At 69.3% G+C, this 17,440-nt stretch carries 22 protein-coding genes and 1 pseudogene; 12 read left to right on the forward strand and 11 right to left on the reverse strand.

Annotated elements, in window-relative coordinates; genetic code table 11:
• Positions 1 to 168: 168 nt before the first annotated feature.
• Positions 169 to 1,290: a hypothetical protein gene (locus ABT247_RS21965; RefSeq protein WP_350744669.1), complete on the forward strand. Its 1,122-nt coding sequence runs from the start codon at positions 169 to 171 to the stop codon at positions 1,288 to 1,290.
• A gap of 29 nt (positions 1,291 to 1,319) precedes the next feature.
• Here ABT247_RS21965 and ABT247_RS21970 read toward each other — a convergent pair whose 3' ends face one another.
• The 8 genes from ABT247_RS21970 to ABT247_RS22005 form a co-directional block, all read right to left on the reverse strand.
• On the reverse strand, positions 1,320 to 1,850 hold the full coding sequence (locus ABT247_RS21970) for an ATP-binding protein (RefSeq protein ID WP_350744671.1): 531 nt from the start codon (positions 1,848 to 1,850) through the stop codon (positions 1,320 to 1,322).
• 180 nt (positions 1,851 to 2,030) lie between these two features.
• A complete protein-coding gene (locus tag ABT247_RS21975) occupies positions 2,031 to 2,765 on the reverse strand; it encodes a class I SAM-dependent methyltransferase (RefSeq protein ID WP_350744673.1) in 735 nt (244 codons plus the stop codon).
• Positions 2,766 to 2,800: 35 nt separating this feature from the next.
• Positions 2,801 to 3,487, reverse strand: coding sequence for a class I SAM-dependent methyltransferase (locus ABT247_RS21980; RefSeq protein ID WP_350744674.1), 687 nt, complete (start codon positions 3,485 to 3,487; stop codon positions 2,801 to 2,803).
• Positions 3,488 to 3,530: 43 nt separating this feature from the next.
• Complete coding sequence (locus ABT247_RS21985) at positions 3,531 to 4,898, reverse strand: hypothetical protein (protein ID WP_350744676.1); 1,368 nt, start codon at positions 4,896 to 4,898, stop codon at positions 3,531 to 3,533.
• A gap of 2 nt (positions 4,899 to 4,900) precedes the next feature.
• A complete protein-coding gene (locus tag ABT247_RS21990; protein ID WP_350744678.1) occupies positions 4,901 to 5,665 on the reverse strand; it encodes a hypothetical protein in 765 nt (254 codons plus the stop codon).
• 43 nt (positions 5,666 to 5,708) lie between these two features.
• On the reverse strand, positions 5,709 to 6,293 hold the full coding sequence (locus tag ABT247_RS21995; protein ID WP_350744680.1) for a CYTH domain-containing protein: 585 nt from the start codon (positions 6,291 to 6,293) through the stop codon (positions 5,709 to 5,711).
• A 149-nt stretch (positions 6,294 to 6,442) separates the two neighbouring features.
• Entirely contained in the window at positions 6,443 to 6,742 is a 300-nt protein-coding gene (locus tag ABT247_RS22000; RefSeq protein ID WP_350744682.1) for a hypothetical protein, read from the reverse strand.
• A gap of 78 nt (positions 6,743 to 6,820) precedes the next feature.
• Positions 6,821 to 7,330, reverse strand: coding sequence for a nucleoside-diphosphate kinase (locus ABT247_RS22005; protein ID WP_350744684.1), 510 nt, complete (start codon positions 7,328 to 7,330; stop codon positions 6,821 to 6,823).
• A 427-nt stretch (positions 7,331 to 7,757) separates the two neighbouring features.
• Between ABT247_RS22005 and ABT247_RS22010 the strand changes: the two genes are divergently transcribed.
• Positions 7,758 to 8,423: an NUDIX hydrolase gene (locus tag ABT247_RS22010; protein WP_350744710.1), complete on the forward strand. Its 666-nt coding sequence runs from the start codon at positions 7,758 to 7,760 to the stop codon at positions 8,421 to 8,423.
• Positions 8,420 to 8,833: an NUDIX hydrolase gene (locus ABT247_RS22015; RefSeq protein WP_350744686.1), complete on the forward strand. Its 414-nt coding sequence runs from the start codon at positions 8,420 to 8,422 to the stop codon at positions 8,831 to 8,833. The genes ABT247_RS22010 and ABT247_RS22015 overlap by 4 nt, the downstream gene beginning before the upstream one ends.
• An 8-nt stretch (positions 8,834 to 8,841) precedes the next feature.
• Here ABT247_RS22015 and ABT247_RS22020 read toward each other — a convergent pair whose 3' ends face one another.
• Complete coding sequence (locus tag ABT247_RS22020; protein WP_350744688.1) at positions 8,842 to 9,210, reverse strand: hypothetical protein; 369 nt, start codon at positions 9,208 to 9,210, stop codon at positions 8,842 to 8,844.
• A 26-nt stretch (positions 9,211 to 9,236) separates the two neighbouring features.
• Here ABT247_RS22020 and ABT247_RS22025 point away from each other — a divergent pair.
• From ABT247_RS22025 to ABT247_RS22035, 3 genes and pseudogenes are all read left to right on the forward strand, one after another.
• A pseudogene (locus ABT247_RS22025) lies at positions 9,237 to 9,917 on the forward strand (site-specific integrase); the annotation flags it as partial.
• Between the two features lie 407 nt (positions 9,918 to 10,324).
• Entirely contained in the window at positions 10,325 to 10,759 is a 435-nt protein-coding gene (locus ABT247_RS22030) for a GntR family transcriptional regulator (RefSeq protein ID WP_350744690.1), read from the forward strand.
• A gap of 6 nt (positions 10,760 to 10,765) precedes the next feature.
• Positions 10,766 to 11,317, forward strand: coding sequence for an HD domain-containing protein (locus ABT247_RS22035; protein WP_350744692.1), 552 nt, complete (start codon positions 10,766 to 10,768; stop codon positions 11,315 to 11,317).
• Here the strand turns inward: ABT247_RS22035 and ABT247_RS22040 are convergent.
• Positions 11,314 to 11,787 carry an NUDIX hydrolase gene (locus ABT247_RS22040; protein ID WP_350744694.1) on the reverse strand — a complete coding sequence of 158 codons (474 nt, stop codon included), beginning with the start codon at positions 11,785 to 11,787 and terminating at the stop codon, positions 11,314 to 11,316. The genes ABT247_RS22035 and ABT247_RS22040 overlap by 4 nt on opposite strands.
• On the reverse strand, positions 11,784 to 12,554 hold the full coding sequence (locus ABT247_RS22045; protein WP_350744696.1) for a helix-turn-helix domain-containing protein: 771 nt from the start codon (positions 12,552 to 12,554) through the stop codon (positions 11,784 to 11,786). Before ABT247_RS22045 ends, ABT247_RS22040 begins: the two co-directional genes overlap by 4 nt.
• 712 nt (positions 12,555 to 13,266) lie before the next feature.
• Here ABT247_RS22045 and ABT247_RS22050 point away from each other — a divergent pair.
• From ABT247_RS22050 to ABT247_RS22075, 6 genes are all read left to right on the forward strand, one after another.
• Positions 13,267 to 13,515 carry a hypothetical protein gene (locus tag ABT247_RS22050; protein ID WP_350744698.1) on the forward strand — a complete coding sequence of 83 codons (249 nt, stop codon included), beginning with the start codon at positions 13,267 to 13,269 and terminating at the stop codon, positions 13,513 to 13,515.
• A complete protein-coding gene (locus ABT247_RS22055; protein WP_350744700.1) occupies positions 13,515 to 13,889 on the forward strand; it encodes a WhiB family transcriptional regulator in 375 nt (124 codons plus the stop codon). The genes ABT247_RS22050 and ABT247_RS22055 overlap by 1 nt, the downstream gene beginning before the upstream one ends.
• Positions 13,886 to 14,923: a hypothetical protein gene (locus tag ABT247_RS22060; protein WP_350744702.1), complete on the forward strand. Its 1,038-nt coding sequence runs from the start codon at positions 13,886 to 13,888 to the stop codon at positions 14,921 to 14,923. The genes ABT247_RS22055 and ABT247_RS22060 overlap by 4 nt, the downstream gene beginning before the upstream one ends.
• The gene (locus ABT247_RS22065) at positions 14,920 to 15,294 is read left to right on the forward strand and encodes an RRQRL motif-containing zinc-binding protein (RefSeq protein WP_350744704.1); all 375 of its coding nucleotides are present in this window, start codon (positions 14,920 to 14,922) and stop codon (positions 15,292 to 15,294) included. The genes ABT247_RS22060 and ABT247_RS22065 overlap by 4 nt, the downstream gene beginning before the upstream one ends.
• An 11-nt stretch (positions 15,295 to 15,305) precedes the next feature.
• Positions 15,306 to 15,545, forward strand: coding sequence for a hypothetical protein (locus tag ABT247_RS22070; protein ID WP_350744706.1), 240 nt, complete (start codon positions 15,306 to 15,308; stop codon positions 15,543 to 15,545).
• Positions 15,546 to 15,635: 90 nt separating this feature from the next.
• On the forward strand, positions 15,636 to 17,318 hold the full coding sequence (locus tag ABT247_RS22075) for a TrbL/VirB6 family protein (RefSeq protein ID WP_350744708.1): 1,683 nt from the start codon (positions 15,636 to 15,638) through the stop codon (positions 17,316 to 17,318).
• The last annotated feature ends 122 nt before the right edge of the window (positions 17,319 to 17,440 follow it).

Genomic DNA, 17,440 nt, shown 5'->3' on the forward strand with positions numbered 1-17,440 from the left:
AGAGCGCCAAGCCGTTCAAGTGGACCAAGACCGCCGACCAGATCATCGATCGGATCTGCCGCTACTGCTCACGCATCTCCGAACCAGCTCACTAGGACGATCCAGGCAGAACCGATCCGGTCCCGAAATTCACCTCTCTCGTGAACCGTCCGCTGAGAGACTAGGGCAGTGACCACTCCTGCCTTTAACTCGCGCGCCTTCGAGCTTGTCTGGCCTCGATGGATCGCGGCTGCCGAGATTGATCGCCTGATGGCGCTTAACGCGTCGGGCCGCACCCACGATTGGGCCGAGCAGTGCACGTTGTTCCTGACGGAGGCGTTCACATCAGCGGAGATTGCCGACAAGTTCGAGGGCATGAGCGGCTGGACACCGTGGGAGCCCGAGAAGCAGAGCCAAGCCTCCTGGTTGGATGACCTGCGTACCAACCTTGACGGTTGCCCTACCAAGGGCGAGCGCATGCCGTACTGGTCCGCGCGTCGAGGAGCCTCCCGTCAGACCTCGAAGACCGACCTGCCGGCCACTTGCCGCCGCTTCGCATCGCTGGTCGCTCGGCTCGATGACGCCGGCTATTTCGCCTCAGCCATGGGCCAGCCCTGTGTCGATGACAGCACGATCGGATCGCTTGGCACTTTCCCCATCGAGGAACTGCATCGCCAATTGGGCCGAGAGGGCGGCCTTTGGCCGGTTCAGCGGTTTGGCGAGCATTACGACCTGGACGATCTCTGTGACGTGATCGAGTTCCTGGCGGATCACGTGCGGCGGCCTACCCGAAGGCACTACCACTCATACAGCAACTGCGGTTGGCACTACGACGAGTTCGACTCCGAGCGTGGCCAGCAGCTTTACCGGTCAGAGGTCAACGCGCTGCTCGCTGAGAGCGAGATCGGGCTGATGCTTGCCGAGAGTGGTCGCCTCGAGATGGTCGCCCCAGGCGTTGTGGAGGAGCTGGTGACAGCCGTACGCGCCGCTGAGAATGTGCACGATGCTGACGACATGGAGCTGGAGCACGCACTGAGCCAGTTCCGAGTTCGCGGAGCAAGCCCGATGGACCGGCGGCAGTCAGTCATCGCACTCGCTGGGATTCTGGAGCGGCGACGAGCACTGATCAAGACACACCTGCTCAGCAAGGACGAAGGGGCGCTGTTCCAGATTGCCAACCAGTTTGGCATCCGCCATCAGGATGCCAAACAGCAAACGGAATACGACTCTGAGCTCTACCTCGAGTGGATCTTCTACTGGTACGTAGCCACGATCAATCTCACGAACAAGATCGCGGCAGCACAGGTTTGATCCACACCGACCTGTCCCTCGCCCTGCACCTATAGCTCGCGCAATCCGACTAGAACTCGTCCGATCAGAAATGGATCGGAAATCGGGCCGGTGGCGCTGGCTGACTCAGCGCGTTCCACGGGCTGCTCGACGTGTACCAATCCGGACCGTCCCGGGCCCTGGAGCAGGAGTTCGGCCCAGACAACCTTCCCAGGCGATGCCGGGTAGTGGCCCCAACGGTTGGACATCTCGCTCACCAAGAACAGCCCGCGTCCGCCAGTGGCTTCCACGCCTACCTCTCGCCTTACTGGTGGCTGGGGATCGCGGTCTGCGACTTGGACGAGCAGGGCCGTTCCTGTCAGCTGGAGGGTGAGGGTGAACGTGCTGACGGCGGACAGGCTCGAGTATCCGGTGCTCTGCGACTCATTGCCGGCCGGATGGCGGACCGCGTTGGTGGTGAGCTCGGAGACGATGAGGTTGGCCGTCTCGATGACAGGGCCCGGGATCTGCCAGCGGCGCAGGATGTCGGCGGAGTGCCGACGGGCCCAGGGCACCGCGTTCGGGGTATCGGCCAAGGTCAAGTGGCTGATGTACGGATGGCCTTGAGACATGAGGTGCCTCCCGCTCGGGGCTGCGTAGGCGGGCAGGTGCCTGCTGTTGGCGTTGATCAGTGGTCCCGGCGTCCCGTGGTGGCCGGGTTGCCGGCCACCACGGTCAGAGGTCCTGTGCGCTCCCGTGCGGATCGCTCGCGGGCTACGCGGCTACTTCGTGGCGACCACGTAGACACTGGCCCACTGGCGCTTCGGGTTGGCCATCGTGGGGTCGAAGGTCCACGGCTCGACGGTGCGGAAGCCCGCCGCGGTGAAGAGCTGGGCGAGCTTCTCGTGGTCGTACGCCCAGTAGTGGGGGTTGTAGGTCGGGTCGTCGTCCTGGTCGCGGAAGACGTAGTTGATGAGGTCGAGGTAGGTGTTGATGTCGTCTCGGCACTGCCGCTTGGCGTACCACCGGTCGATCATCTCGCCGGCCCGGTCCGGCGGTGCCGGGTACTGGTTCAGGACGAAGGCGGCGTCGGGGACGCCGGTGATGAGCTGTCCGCCGGGCGTGAGGACGCGGTGGGCCTCGCGGGCGTAGGACTTGGCGGAGCGCGGGTAGTCGATGTGCTCCAGGAAGTGCTCGGAGAAGATCGTCTCGACGCTGGCATCGGCGAGCGGGATGCCCTCGCGCACGTCCCACAGGAGGTCGGCCGGCGGGACGATGTCGATGTTGAAGAAGCCGTCGATGCGGTGTCCGCCGCCGCCGATCTGGACCTTGGCCGGACTGGGCTTGAGGACGCAGTCGGGCAGGGCGGCAACGCTGGCCCGGTGGTGGCGGTGCAGTTCGACTTCCTTGACGGCCGCCCGGAGGGTTCGGGCGAGGCCGTGCGTGGTCGCGGGTGAGATTAGGGCCTGGTCGAGTTGGGCGAGGAGAGCGGTTATCTGCTGGTCGTGCAAGCTCATCGAAGGTCTCGCTTCCTGGGGCGCCTGGGTGGTGGTCAGGTGGTTCGGGAGCTGAGCTGGTCGATCTTCCACAGGCCCAGCCCGTTGCCGGGGTGGTGCCGGCCGCCGTCCGTGAAGTCGGTGTCGAAGTGCTCGACGGGCTCGGGCAGGTGGAACGGGGCCGCTTGAAGGTTGAGCGGGCGCCAGTGGGTGTCCGCGGTGTCGCGGTTCTCGGCCACGCCGACGTAGGTGGTGGCGAGCAGGTAGGTCGAGCGGCTGGCGGTGACGCGATCGAGGAACGCGAGCACCTCGTTGTGGGTGAGGTGGACGAGGCAGTCCCGTGCGATGACGAGGTCCGCAGTCGGGATGTAGTCCCTGCTCAGGTCGGCCTGCCGGAAGGAGATGCGCTCGCTGCCGTGCCGTTCCTGGTTGAGCTGGACGAGGTCGGGGACGACGTCGAGGCCGACATAGCCGTCCAACTGATCGAACCCGTCGACCTGGCGGATCCAGTTGACGTCACCGCATCCGGCGTCCGTGACGGTGCGGATCGGGTAGCGCGCGAGAACCGAGGCGAGGGCGGCTCGGACGGCCTCAGTCTGACGGATCTCGGAGCCGGGACCGGAGACCGACTCGGGGGATCCCCAGTGGTTGGTGCGGTAGATCTCGGTGAAGAGCGTCTCGGCGGGCTGGATAGGTGCCGGCCAGGCAGTGGTGGACTGGGTGGCGGGGCCGTGGGTGGGCATGCGTCTCCTCTGCGATCGGTCGTCGAGGGGCGTGGGGCAGCGGTCAGCGGCTGCTGTTGCGCATGAGCGTGTACTTGATGTCGACCAGGCGCGGCGCGATGCTGAGCGCCAGCTGCTCGGTCGGGTGGAGGTGCCCGGCACTGTCCGGCTCGGCACGCCAGACGCGGTAGTCCAGGTTCGGGTAGGCCGGGTTGATGCCGATCTCGCCCTTGGGCATCGTGCCGTTGAACGGCGCGACGATGTCCATGTGGTTCCAGTAGTTCCAGGCTTGCAGGGCCTTGTGCTGGTCGAAGTAAAAGTAGAAGTCGGGGTAGCGGCCGAAGCTGCGGAGTTCGCGGTGGATGAGGTGGCCGAGCAGCGGGCCGAGTTGGGTAGCGAGGCTGTCGAACTCCCAGCGCGTGCGGTGCCAGGCTTCGGGCACCTGGCCGCTGGTGAAGAGCCGGGCGGCGACGAGGTAGCTGATCCGCTCGACCAAGTAGCTGCGAGCGTGGTCAGCGTCGATGGTCGGGTCCACCCCTTGGAGAAGCGTCGCCAGCTCCTGCGGGCGGGGGCGGAACCTGGCGAGGTTGAACTTGCCGGCCATGTCCGGGAGGGAGGCGAACAGCATCTCCTTGTAGAGCCAGTTGTTGAACTCCCCGAGGTCGGCCAGCTGTCGGGTCCGTTCGGAGGTGGAGTGGAGCATCAGGTACTCGGCGAGGGCCTCGAAGTAGAGGTAGCCGAGGATGGGCAGCCGTTGGATGGCCGCATCCAGCAGCTGGAAGAAGCCCTCCGTGGTCACCGTCGAGCCCTGGTAGACGATGCCGGCGGCCAGAGCCAGGAACGCGGCCGAGTTCTTGATCCGGCCGACGACCGTCTCGCGCAGGTGGTGCCGCTCGGTCTTGCTGAGCAGGTACTCCAGGTCGGTGTAGATCTGCAGGTGGATCGAGCCCAGCCGCAGGTAGTCCACGCCCGCCAATCCGCGGTACGCCTGGGGCGGCGTGGTGATCTCGAAGATCAGCGGCGTGGGTGCGCGTCCGCTCAGGCCGACCTTGGCGAGGGAGGCGGGGGCCTCCTTCGTAAGGACGTAAGCGGCCAGGTTGTGCATGCGGAAGCCGTGCTCGGTCGCTGTGAGCGGGGCGCAGTAGATGCTGCCGACGAGACATCCGCCGGAGGGGTAGAGCACCCCCTCCTCGCTGATCTCTTCCAGGGCGTGGGTGACGTGGAGCAGGTGCAACTTGCCGTCGCTGCTCAGGCTGTCGAAGAGCGCGTTCTTGCGGAGCAGGCTGCCGTTCGGCGTCTCGTCGGTCAGGCGCTTGTGCCAGGAGGCCGTCTGGGCCGCCAGCGGGCCGTGCTGCCCGGCGTCGGGCAGCAGCGCGGAGTCGAAGAAGGCGTGCGCGTCAGCCCACAGGTCGTAGGCGTCGCGGAGGCTCACGGCTACACCAGCCCCTTCTCGGCGAGCGCGTACAGGACGGCTTCGGCGCTGCTGGCTCCTGCGAGGTGCGCGGTCTCGGAGACGGCGACGAGGTCGAAGGCCACGGCGCGGAGCTGGTCGAAGGCCGGCTCACGAACGTGCCGCGCGTCGGGCCACCAGGTGAGCTTGGGCAGGCGGTAGCGGTCGAGCGCGTCGGCGGCCTTGACCAGGTCGCAGATGAGTTCGGCGCGGACGTAGTCGGCCTGGTCGTCCGAGCAGAAGGCGCCGTATGGCACGTCGTGGAGGCGGATGGCGGTCGCGGCCTGGATGATCCTCCGGGGCGTGGCCACCAAGCCGAAGTGGGTCCAGACGGTGTCGGCGTCGGCGGCCAGCCAGATAGCGGTGCGGGCGCCGTGGCCACGGTCGTCCTTGTCGTGCACGCGCTGGCAGTCGTGGACGGCGGCGGCCAGGACGACCGTGGCGGTCTCGGTGTCGTCCAGCTCGTGGATCTCGGCGAGCAGGGCGGCCAGCGCGGCGGTTCGCATGCTGTGCCGGACGCCGTGGAGCGAGTCGTGCAAACGGGATTCCGCCAGCCATGGTGCTGGAAGAGCGGACCGGCTCAGGAGGTGCTTCGAGGCCGGCCGCAGGGGCGGTGGCCAGGCCGCACCGAGGCCCGGCCGGTTGGTCTTGATCCACTCGATGGTGGCCGGGTCCATGTACTGGTGGTGCGGCAGCTGCTTGCGGGCAGCCAGGTCGACCAGGCTTGTGGTCGTCGGGGTCGTGCTCATCTGTGCCCACCCCCTTCTGGTGGTCTACCGCGGTGACGTGCTCCTACCGGATCGGCGCGGCCTGTGTCTGGCGGGTTTTGCGCTCCTGCTCGGCGGCCTCGAAGGCGGCGGCGAAGTCGGCCAGCTCCTGCTCGCTCATCAGCGTCACGCCGAGCTCGGCGGCGACGTCGATGATCTGGGCGGACGCCTCGTCGCGGGCGGCGTCCGAGGCGCCGTCGTCGAGCAGCACCTCGAACTCGGCGTGGTAGCCCCACGCCTCGCTCCACTTGAGCGCGATTTCCACGCCCTGGAAGCGGAAGTTGTGGCGGAAGTTGAACGCCTCGTGCATCGCGCCCTCGAAGCCGAGCGCGTTGAACACCTTCACCGCCGCCGGGACGTCCTCACGGGCGATCGCGAACTCGGTCTCGGAAAAGGCAGCGCCCTGGCCGATCTTGCTGCCCTTGAGGGTGATCTTGGCGGTGCCGGCAGCCGTGTTGTCCGTGACCTTCAGCAGCTGCTCGGGCAGCACGTAGAAGTAGATGTGCTTGGCGTCGTCGCCCAGGTCCTCGCCGTCCTTCCGCAGGCGGTCCATGAGCTGGGCGTGGGTCTCCTTGTCGAAGCGGGCGCGCATCTCGATCTCGACAGCCACGGTCGTGTCTCCTCGTTTCAGGCATGGCGGATCCAGCCGAACCAAGGTGGGTGGCCCCTGGCTGGTCCGGACGGGGCGGTATGGAGTTGGTGGTGGAGCCGAGTGGTGCGGCGGGCCGACACTTCACCGGCCGCACCACCCGAGATAAGTCAGCCCAGGTCGCCGAAGCGGTCGCGGATCACACCGGCGTGCAGGTAGTTCGGCAGCGGGACGCCGCCGACCGCCACGCGGGTGGTCGCCGTCTGGTCCTCGGTCTCGCTCGGGAAGCCCTCCAGCAGCTGGAGGCACTGCTGCACCCACTCACGGGACTTGGGCCAGTCGCCGGCGTCCCGGAGGCGGACCGCCAGCGCGTAGGCGGTCTCGGTGGCCGCCCAGCGGTCGGTCGCCAGCTCGCGCTGGAAGATCGACTCCAGCTCCTCGGCGGAGGCCAGGCGGGTCTGGTTGGTCATGGTGCCCTCTCAGATCGGACGGTGGTGCCCCGGTGGTGGTCAACGCAGCGGCGTCTCAGTGGTGACGCCGCGATCGGCCTAGTTGGTGAAGATCTCGGCCAGCGTGCGGTACTCGTGCAGCTCGTCCTTGTCGAACCACAGCTCGACTTCCTGCGCGGCCTCCTCCTTGTTGCCGGAAGCGTGGACCAGGTTGGCCACGGCCTTGCCGACCGCCACGCTGCCCGCCGAGCTCATGTGCGAGAGGTCGCCGCGGATCGTGCCGGCCGGAGCCTGGTTCGGGTAGGTGCTGCCCACGATCTTCCGAACGGTGGCGATGGCGTCGTAGCCCTCCAGTACCAGGGCGATGACCGGCCCCTGCTGCATGAAGGTGGCCGTGAGGTTGTAGACCTCCGCCCCCAGCCGCTCTTCGAGGTCGAAGTAGTGCCTGCGGGTGAACTCCTCGTCCATCCACTTCATCTTGACGCCAACGATCTTCAGCGCGGCGTCCTCGAAGCGCGAGATGATCCGGCCCCCGAGGCCGCGCACCAGCGCGTCGGGCTTGAGCAGGACGAGCGTGCGCTCGACCGTGTGGACCTGGTCCTCGGCCATCAGTTCCCTTTCAGCTTGCTGACATTCAGACATGACGAGCGATCAGCCCGTCATGAACTGAGGTTACCGGCGCTGGCGAGCCACTTTCGGCGCTCCGACCTACCCCCCGAACGGGTGAACCCTGCCCGGTCCTGTGGCATTCGATCCGCCGCCCTGTCGACACGGCGGTCTCGCGGGCTCAATCGCCCAACTCGCTGTCCTGCTTCGGGTACTCACACCTAGAATCTCCCGAGGGGTCGGCGTGTGTGTCCTGTAACTCCCCGGCGCCTGCCAGAGCTCAAGTCGCCTAGATGAACCTGGCCTTGGGGTGCCGATCGCAAGTCTTCCGGCATCCACGCCGCGCAGCGATGAAGCGCCAGTGCAGTCGATGTGCATCTTCGACGCACGCCTCCTGCACTGCAGCGACCACGACGGAGAGGGAACGGCGTTGGACGTCATCGAGGTCTGGAGCGGCCGTTACGCCTGCTTGCTCCAGTCCGCCCTCCGCCTCACCAACGAGGCTTTCGCCAATCAGCTCGGGATCGCGGTGAGAACGGTGGCCACATGGCACGCCGACTCCTCCGTTGTGCCGCGAGCCGAGATGCAGCAGCTCCTCGACGCCGCGCACGAGAGAGCTTCCGACGCGGCTCGTCAGCGCTTCGCCCTCCTGGCAGCGAAAGAACGCGGCGGCGGCGCCTCCGAGTCCGGCATGCCAGCCGCGCAGGCCCTGCGGGTGGCCATCGCGGTTGTCCTCCGGCAGGGCGACGTGCTGTTGGTCTGCCGGCGCGACGACGACGCGTCCGGGATCACCTGGCAGTTCCCTGCTGGGGTGATCAAGCCCAGTGCGAAGCCGGAGACTGCGACCGTCCGGGAGACGCTGGACGAGACCGGGGTTCACTGTGCTGTCCGCGGGAGCCTCGGCAGCCGTGTCCACCCCGTGACGGGCGTGCTGTGCGAGTACTTCCTGTGCGAGTACCTGGCTGGCGAGGCAACCAACAGCGACGCCGTCGAGAACGTCGACGTGATGTGGGTTCCTCGAAACTCGGTGACCCGCTTCATCGACGCCGATACGATCTTCCCACCCATCCTGGCCGCCCTGGAGGAGCAGACGTGACACAGCAGACTGCGGAGGAACGCCCGGGTATTGCCGCCGCGATCGTGGTCCATGAAGGCCGCGTCCTGATGGTGAGGCGGCGGGTGAGCGAGGGCCAGCTCTCCTGGCAGTTCCCGGCCGGCGAGATCGAGGCCGGGGAGTCGCCCGAGGAGGCGGCTGTCCGTGAGACGGCGGAGGAGACCGGACTGGGTGTGGCCGCCGTCAAGCTCCTGGGCGAGCGGGTGCATCCGAAGACCGGTCGGCTGATGTCGTACACGGCCTGCGAGGCCGTCAGCGGCACCGCCGAGGTGGTCGACACGGAGGAGCTGGACCAGCTCGCGTGGGTGGCTCTCGCCGAGATCCCCGAGTATGTGCCGTACGGGCTCTTCGAGCCGGTACAGGCGTACCTGGACATTGTGCTCACTGCCTGACGGACACTCTACGAGCAGCCACCCAGCAGGTCCGCCCGTAGAGCTGTTGGTCTAGTCCCACGCAGTGCCGGCGAGCAGACCTCGAAGGCGAGTGCCCGCATGGCGGTGTCGAAGTCGTCCCACTCGTCCCACTCGTGTTCGGGGGCGGTGAAGTGCAGGTCGAAGTATGCGCGGGTGAGGTCGGGCTCGTGCCACTCGGTCGCGCAGCGGCAGCGGACGAAGACCTGGTGGCGGACGTTGAGGAGGAGCCAGTCGCGGCGGGCTCGGCAGTTGGGGCAGGTGCTCGGGATGCCGCGGGCATCGAGTTCACCGGGGTGAGCGACAGCGCGAATGAAGCTTCGGTGGAGGTCGTCGTGGTCGGCGCCGGGGTTGGCCAAGTGGTGCCCTTTCAAGTCGGTTGACCGACTTCGTGGCTGCCGACCGCCTGTACGCGATGTGGCACGTGATCGCCTTCCGCGCTTTGCCGGGGCGAGGCGTGCGGCCAACTGTGGTCCGAGACCAACCTCGACAACGGCTCGCTGACCGTGACGACCCAGCTCGTGCAGGACGGCTCGGAGGTCTAGGAGTCCGGCCCAAGACCGACGGGAGCTTCCGGACCGTGGCGCTGGACGACGACACGGTGGCCGTCCTCCGAGGCCACCGCGAGCGGCGGCAGAAGAAGCGGGCCGACTGGGGGCCGGCCTGGAAGGACACGGGCCGGATCTTCACCGACGAGGACGGTTCCTGGCTCCACCCCGGCAAGGTCACCGAGATGTTCGAGCGGCTCGTGACCGCCTCCGGCCTGCCGCCGATCCGCCTGCACGACCTCCGCCACGGTGCGGCCACCCTCGCGCTCGCGGGCGGGGTCGACTTGAAGGTGGTGTCCGACATGCTCGGCCACTCCTCCATCAAGATCACCTCGGACATCTACACCAGCGTCCTGCCCGAGATCGCCAAGGACGCCGCCGAGGCCGCCGCGAAGCTCGTCCCCCTCCAGCGGAAGACCGAAGCCGAGGCTCACGCCAAGGCCGCAGCCGAAGCGGAGAAAGCCAAGCGGAAGGCGGCGAAGAAGGCGAAGTCCAAGGCCAAGAAGGCCAAGGGTTAGACCAAGATCAACAGCCGCGCTCACGCATCGCTCACGCAAGCGATCTCGTAGCGCGTCACTGCCGCCTGCCCGCACGCCAGGAAACAACAAAAGGCCCAGGTCAGCGGCTATCTGACCTGGGCCTTCACTGAGCCGCCTGCGGGATTCGAACCCGCGACCTACGCATTACGAGTTTGCCCAATCACCGTCCGTGGTCGTCCGCGCTCGTCCGGACCCAGGTCAGCGGACTGCACGGGACCGAAGCGGATCGTCACGGACGCAGTGGACTGAGACCAGAACTGAGACCGGGCGCCTGCCAGCCCCGCCAGCCCAACGCCGCCGCAATGGGCAGACGGCCTGAAGGCTGGCAGCCCTCCCCCGGAATCGTTCATCCTGTCTAGGTATCGACCTAGAGAAGGGAGCGGCCAGTGCCCGAGCGGAGCCCGCGCGGTACCTACCTGCGGATCGCCGATGCGCTACGGACCAAGATCAGCGGAGACTCCACGGTGACGGCGCTTCCCTCTGAGGCGGAGCTGATGGAGGAGCACGGCGTCGCCCGCACCACGGTGAAGCGCGCTCTCGACGTCCTCGCGGCAGAGGGCCTGATTCGGTCGCAGCCCGGCGTCGGATGGGTTGTCGGACGCGCCGAGCCCAAGGTTCCGGTGCTCGACCAGCTCACCGCCCTCGCCCGAAAGCTCGATGTCGGGGCCGTCTTCCCCTCGGAGAAGGAACTCACCGAGCACACCGGTGCAGCGAGAGGTACCGTCCGACGCGCCCTCGCGCAGTTGGAGGGCGCCGGGGTCCTCGAAGTGCGCCACGGAAAGGGCCGAACCATCCGCGCCCTGCCCGCCAATCACACCTAGGAGCAGATGCCCGTGTGGGCCTACGACCTTGCCGAGTCCCTGCTGTCCACCGACCTGCCCCGCCGCTGGGCCCACTCCAAGGGGGTGGCCGGCAAGGCGCGCACCCTGGCTGGGATCCTCGGCCCGGACGCCGAGCTGTTGGAGTCCGCGGCCGTCCTGCACGACGTCGGCTACTCGCCGCGGATCGTTGACACCGGCTTCCACCCGCTCGACGGCGCGCGGTTCCTCCGGGCGGAGAACGTCGACGAGCGCGTCGTGCGCCTGGTCGCCCACCACTCCTGTGCCCTACTCGAAGCCGAGGAACGGGGCCTTCGCCGGGAGTTGGAGGCGGAGTTCCCGCTGGAGGAACCCCACTTGGTCGACGCGCTGATCTACTGCGACATGACCACCACCCCGGACGGCACGCCGACGACGACGCCCGACCGAATCGCCGAGATCGTGGGCCGATACGGGCCCGACAGCGTCGTCGGCCGGTTCATCCGGCTCGCCGAGCCGGAGATCGATGCGGCCTCCCGCCGGGTCGAAGACCGGCTGTTCCAGATCGGCACGCCGGCCTAACCGATGTACGGCTCCGCGCGGTCCGATGCCAAGCCGTGCTTGATCCGCAGCCGCATGGATGGGTGAATGTCCAGGTCGTCGAGGTCCGCTGGGTTCACCCAGCGGACCTCTTTCGACTCCGAACTCGTCCGCAGGTCGCCGCCGACAGGACGCGCCCGGAAGCAGATAGAGAACTGCTGCCGAACCTCCCCGTCGTCGTAGGCCATGACGTGACCAGGGTCCGTGTAGAGCCCAACGACCGAGGCCACCTCGACGTCGATCCCCGTCTCCTCCCGAACCTCCCGGACTACGGTGTCCGCCACGGACTCCCCGATGTCGTGCCCGCCGCCGGGGAGGGCCCACAGGTTGTTGTCCGTCTTGTGGATCAGCAGCAACCGCCCGTCGGCGTCCGTCACGACGGCGGTAACGGAGGGCACAACAGAGTTCGCCTGAGGGGCGGCCGGGTCGTGGAAGTAGTCGATGCGGCTCATGCGGCCTCACTTTCGAGATTCGGCGAGGTGATGATCCGGGAGGTTTCCCAGATCCGTTCGATGCTCGCCGCGTACGTGCTGAACAGCTCGCCTCCGGGCACCTGGGAGAGGTGCATCACCGGCGCCAGGTAGGCGCCGACACCGTAGACGTGTCCGTTGACGAGCAGGTCGTCGTCGGCTCGGTAGAGCGAGTTGTAGAGCGTTGTCGAGTGGAGCCGGAACTCGACTCCGGGGACGCCGAACAGCGGCGCATAGTTGGCGAGCGCGTTGCGAATCTTGCCCGCCATCGCCGGGCCGATCCCCTCATCCTCGCCCCGCTGGGCCACACCTACGCAGTCGGGGTCGCCCAGCATGAGCCGTACGGGCACGCCAGCCTGCGCCTTCTCCCGAACGAGGCGGAAGAACAGCGGGTCCTCCGAGAGCCAGAACCCTGCGTACACCACCAGGTCGAAGTGCCGCGTGGACTTCGCGTAGAGGGACGTCCACAGCTCTTTCGGCACGACCGCGCGGTGCGGGTACAGCTTCACCAGCTCAGCCCGTCCGGCTTCCGCCGCCGCGCTGCTGGTCTGCTCGTCCGACCAGAGTTCCGACAGGTCTCGCTGCAACAGGTTGGCGAGCGCGTACTGGAAGCGCCTGTACGGCCGGCGCTCGTCCTTGGCCTCCACCCATCGCTCGACGGTTCGCGAGCTCACGCCGAGCCGCTCCGCGATCTGCTCAATCGTCAAATTGCTGGCGAGGATTGCCCCTCGCAGCCTCTCATTGGCCATCTCGCCCTCCCCTGGACGATGGTGCGGCGCTTGGACGATCCGGGACGACTTCGACCGTAGCGAAGTCGGACCGTAGCCGTCCAGATGCGCCGTGTTCCGACAGGCCCGGATCGCCGAATCTATTGATGCGCGGCCGGGACTCTCCGGCCGAACCAAACGAAGGACTTGACGAAGCGTCGGCTTCTCGGCATCGTAAGAGACATGTTCAACATGTCTCGCATCGCGAGGCTGGCGAACTGACAGCCCTTCTTTGGGCTGCTCTGAACTGCGCAAACGCGCCTGTCGGAGTGGTGCAACAGCCCCTCCAAAGGGGCGTCTGTGAGCTGAGGCGGAGGACGCTGCAATCTCCGCAAAGGCCAGGGGACAGGGGTTCGGCAAGGTCCGGCCCTGACTGGCGAGGTGGCCCGGTGACCGCGAGCAACGGCCGGAGGGTGGGGGCGTGGCCCCCCTTGCAGTGCGTTTCCCTTGCCCGCTCGACCGAAGGAGGTGTCCCGATGAAGCCGATCGACCGCGAGAGACATAGGTCGCCTTACCGCGCCGCCGGCCGGTGAGGCGTCGACCAGCGATCACGGTTCCCGGCGTCCCGCCGCCTCGGCGGAGGTACGTCGGGTCCGCGCGGACGCTCGTCGATCGTCCGACCCCATCACGGCTGCGGTCCCGGTGCTGGCACACCGGGACCGCTCAGGGCCGTCCGAGTGAAGGAACACGACCCATGAAGCTGATTGTCGCAGGCCAGGATGCCGCGACGCCGGACGAGTTCGCGGAACTCGCCCTCGGCGTCGGTGTCGACGCCGAGCTGTTCACCGGTAGCGAGGACGAGTCCGCCGAGGAGCGGCGGGTCCGGCTCGACGCCGCGCGGGACATCCTGCGGGACCTGGACGGGCCGTCGGCCCGTTTCGCGTCCGCCCTGATGCGCACGGCCGACCGCCGCCGGGTGCTGACCTGGAAGGCGGCGGCGTGATGGCCCAGCTCCGCACGATCATCAGCGGTGCGACCCGCACCCCGCACCTGGCCGCCCGCCCGGCGGCCACCGTGCTCGCCGAGTACCGCCCGAACCCGGACAGCGACCTGCGCGGCGCCGTCTGCGCCGGCGTCGACACCGCGCTGTTCTTTCCGGACCCCGACGAGATCGGAGCCGCGGCCGCCGAGTGGGCCGAGCGCCGCGCCAAGATGATCTGCGCCGGTTGCCCGGTGAAGTCTCTGTGCCTCGCCGACGCGTTGGAGCGGCGCGAGCCGCACGGCATCTTCGGCGGCCTGAACGAGCGAGAGCGAAACCGCGTGCTGCGGCGGGCGGCCCGCGACCGGTCCCGGGTGAATGCCGGAGGTGTCGGGTGAACGTTCACCGCACCGGCGGGGGTGTTCACCCGGTGCTCACCGAGGTGCCCACCCGGGCCCAGATCCGCCGTACGTCGCTTGTGATCAGCGTCGGCACGTGGGTGCTGACGGGGGCGGTGGTCGCGGTGAGCATGTCGACCGCCGCCCCGTTCATCGACGCCCATTCGACCGTCGGCACCGGCCCCGTGATGGCGGTCGCCGCCGACGGCTGCTTCATCCTGAGCCTCCAGGCGGACAGCACCCTCTCCCGCTTCGGGGTGAGCGCCGGACGCTGGCCGGCCCTCTTCCGATGGGTCACCGGACTGGCCACGGTCTGGCTCAACATCGGGGCCGCCGCACTGGCGAAAGACCTGGTCGGCGTCGTGATCCACCTGATCCCGCCACTGTTGCTGCTGCTCGTCGCCGAGGCCGGACCGGCCTACCGCCGGGCTCTGGCCCGCCTCGCGCGTAGGTCCCAGCCGCCGCTTCGCACCCGCCCCGCGACCATCCCGCGCGCCGCCCGACAGGTGGTGAACGTGCCGCTGTTCACCCTCCCGACCGCGCCGTTCACCCCCATCCCGCAGGCCGCCCCAGCCCTGCCGTCCCGCCCCGGTCCGGGGGGCCGGGAGGCGCTCCCGGGGGCCGGGGTGAACGCGGTGAACACCGAGCCCGTTCATCCGGCGCTCACCCCCGTTCACCCCGCCCCGGCCGACCCCGCCGAACCGGTCGCCGACCCCGCCCCGGAGACCGTCGACGACGTGATCGACGGCCCGGTGTACCCGGACGAGCCGGACCCGGTGAACACCCCGGAGCCCGACGTGTTCACCGCCGAGGACGAGGTGAACACCCCGGCCGACGAGGTGAACACCGACTCGCGGGAACCGGCCCGGCTGGACGAGGCCGAAGCCGCCCGCGTGATCGAAGAGTGCTGGCGCGACGGCGTCTCGCAGCGCGAAGCCGCCCGCCGCTCCACACGCTCCCCGGCCTACGTCAACCAGCTCTACAAGCGGCTCAACGAGCGGCAGGACGTCGACGCTGAGGCGGTGGCCGCGTGAGCCGCCCCCGCCACTGGGACCCCGACGGCGCCCGCCACGGCGGCACGCCCACCTACCCGTGGCGCATGGCGCCGCGTGGCCTCTTCACCCGCCGGCAACTGCGCGCCAAGGGCCTGCGCCCCGGCGGTCAGGACGTCGCCGCGCAGATCATGTGGCGCTCCCGCTACGGCGGCACCCGCCCCGCCTACCTCTACCGCCTCGCGCTGGCCAAGCCCGTGCGGCCCATGACCCCCGCCAAGGCCGCCGCCCTCGCCAAGGCCAACGCCGCGCGCCGCACCTGCCCCGCCTGCGGTCAGGACGCCGGCTACGTGCTCCCCGCGCACCTCGACACCTGCCTGACCTGCGCCGACCACGCGTCGGCCGCCGCCTGACCGGAGGAACCGTGCCCGACACCACCGCCACCGCCCCGGCCGCCGAGCCCACCCACACCTGGCTGATCACCCTCCAGTACCCGGTGCACAACGGCTACGCCGTCGTCACCCACAACGGCAGCATCACCGCCGCCCCCGGCAGCAACCGCGAGCGCGCCTACCTGGACATCCGGGACTGGCTGACGCAGCAGAGGCCCGAACTCGCGCGCGGCAACGTCCTGTTCTTCTCGCTGGAGCCCTACCGGCTCTGACCAGCCATAACGGCCCGGAACCGCCGCCTCGCCTGCAAGCTGTCGACGGTTCCGGGCCCTCCGTCCTCTCAGAGAACCGGAGCGCTCATCATGTCCGAACCGGTCGCCTCGACGCTGGTCGAGGTCGTTCCCGCGCCCCAGAACCAGCCACCGCCCGAACCGAAGAACCCACCCGCCGCCCCGACCGCGCCGCCGGGTGCGATGCCGGGTGTCCCACTGGCGGTGGCAGTCGCCAACGCCCTCGGGACCGTCGGCGCCGGCGCCGCGTCCCTCGGCGGGGGCGCCGCCACGCTCGCCGTGGCCGGTGCCGCCGCCGGTGCCGCCGCCCTCGGCGGCCTGGCCCGCAAAGGGACCCGCCACCGCCACACCGCCAACCCGCGCCTCTCCACCGGCCGCCCCCCGGCCGCTCACCGTGCGGCGGGCAGGGGTGGCCTCTTCACCCCCGCCGCCCGCACCGACGGCCGGACCGCCGCACCCAACTCCGGTGCTCCGTACGGCCGTTCCTCGACCTCGACCGGCGCCGCCGCCCGCTCCGGTACCGGTCCGGCCGACCGCCGGGCCGCGTCGAACACTCCCTCCCACCACATCGCAGCCCCGAAGGGACCCGGCATGCCGCGAACGGCCGGAACCATGCCCCCCGCCACCCACCACCACGCCCCCGGATCGGGCAGCGTGCCCCGGCCGGGGCGGGGCGCCTCCACCGGACGGGGCAGCGGCTACCGGCCGTCCGCCGCCGTCCACACCCTCGCCAAGGCCGCCTCCCGCCTGCCCGGCCTCCAGGACCGCGCCCCGAAGCGGGCCGAGCAGCGGGCCGCGGCGCGGGACCAGCGCCTGGCGCGGGTCGCCGAGCGCACCGCCCGCCGAGTCGCCAAGGGCCAGGCCAAGGCCCTGCAGGCCGCCGGCATCGACCCGGCGACCGGCGCCGGGGCCCGCCCGAAGAGCCCGGCCGTCGGGCGCGGGCAGATCACCCCGGTACAGGCCAAGGCGCTGCCGCGCTCCGCCATGCGCCACCGGGCGCGGATGGGCGGCGCCGCGCTCGCGACCGGCCTGGTCGGCCTCGGCTCCGCACTGGTCGGCAACTGGCGCCACAAGGGCAAGGTGAGCGGCCACATGCGCCGCGCCTGGCGGCGCCTGGCCGAACGTGCCCGCGCCGTCCGCCAGGCCCGGGACGCCGCGATCCTCGGCCACGGCGACCCCGCCGCCGACCCCGCCGGCGGGGCGGCGCTCGTGCCGGTCCCGGCCAAGACCGTCAACATCCCCGGCCGCCCCACCCCGGCCACGGCCGGCACCGAGGGCGCCGACGGCCTCGTGTTCGAGCTCTTCGGCCGCCCCTGCCGCCCCTACGCCACTCCCGCTGTCGAACCGATCACTCTCGGCAAGCCCACCGTGAAGGAGAAGGACACCGTGACCACGCCGATCGACGGTACCGCCGCCACGTTCAGCCTCACCTCCGCCGCCGACGTCCTCCTCCAGGCCGCGACGACATTCGATCCCGAGACGATGGTTGAGTTCGGGGCGTTCGCCGACGAGCTGCCCGTCGCCTACGGCACCCTCCAGGAGGTCCTGCGGGTCCTGGCCGAGAAGGCCGCCGAGCAGTTGCCGCTGGACCCGGTCGTGGTCGAGGGAATCAGCCAGGGCTACCAGGCCATGGGCCGCGTCGTCACCGCGCTGGAAGAGGTCGCCCCGACCTTCCGCCAGGCCCACGCCGAGGACCTGGAGCGCCACGAGAACCCGCGCAACGGCCTGGAGGCCGAGCGGAAGTGGAACGTCTGACCCACCGCATCCCCAGCACCCACACCCCCGGCCGCCGACGCACAACTCGCCTGGCCGGAGGAGAGCCACGGGCGATCAGTGCCCCGCCGCACGCCGTGACTCGGAAGAAAAGGCCTGCCAGG

This window comes from Kitasatospora sp. NPDC001539, from assembly GCF_040298565.1.
Classification (GTDB): Bacteria; Actinomycetota; Actinomycetes; order Streptomycetales; family Streptomycetaceae; genus Kitasatospora.

Coding starts and splice junctions, on each gene's coding strand:
- ABT247_RS21975 (WP_350744673.1), bottom strand. CDS start 2,765: ATGAGCTTGCACGACCAGCAGATAACCGCTCTCCTCGCCCAACTCGAC.
- ABT247_RS21980 (WP_350744674.1), bottom strand. CDS start 3,487: ATGCCCACCCACGGCCCCGCCACCCAGTCCACCACTGCCTGGCCGGCA.
- ABT247_RS21990 (WP_350744678.1), bottom strand. CDS start 5,665: ATGAGCACGACCCCGACGACCACAAGCCTGGTCGACCTGGCTGCCCGC.
- ABT247_RS22000 (WP_350744682.1), bottom strand. CDS start 6,742: ATGACCAACCAGACCCGCCTGGCCTCCGCCGAGGAGCTGGAGTCGATC.
- ABT247_RS22005 (WP_350744684.1), bottom strand. CDS start 7,330: ATGGCCGAGGACCAGGTCCACACGGTCGAGCGCACGCTCGTCCTGCTC.
- ABT247_RS22035 (WP_350744692.1), top strand. CDS start 10,766: ATGCCCGTGTGGGCCTACGACCTTGCCGAGTCCCTGCTGTCCACCGAC.
- ABT247_RS22040 (WP_350744694.1), bottom strand. CDS start 11,787: ATGAGCCGCATCGACTACTTCCACGACCCGGCCGCCCCTCAGGCGAAC.
- ABT247_RS22045 (WP_350744696.1), bottom strand. CDS start 12,554: ATGGCCAATGAGAGGCTGCGAGGGGCAATCCTCGCCAGCAATTTGACG.
- ABT247_RS22050 (WP_350744698.1), top strand. CDS start 13,267: ATGAAGCTGATTGTCGCAGGCCAGGATGCCGCGACGCCGGACGAGTTC.
- ABT247_RS22055 (WP_350744700.1), top strand. CDS start 13,515: ATGGCCCAGCTCCGCACGATCATCAGCGGTGCGACCCGCACCCCGCAC.
- ABT247_RS22075 (WP_350744708.1), top strand. CDS start 15,636: ATGTCCGAACCGGTCGCCTCGACGCTGGTCGAGGTCGTTCCCGCGCCC.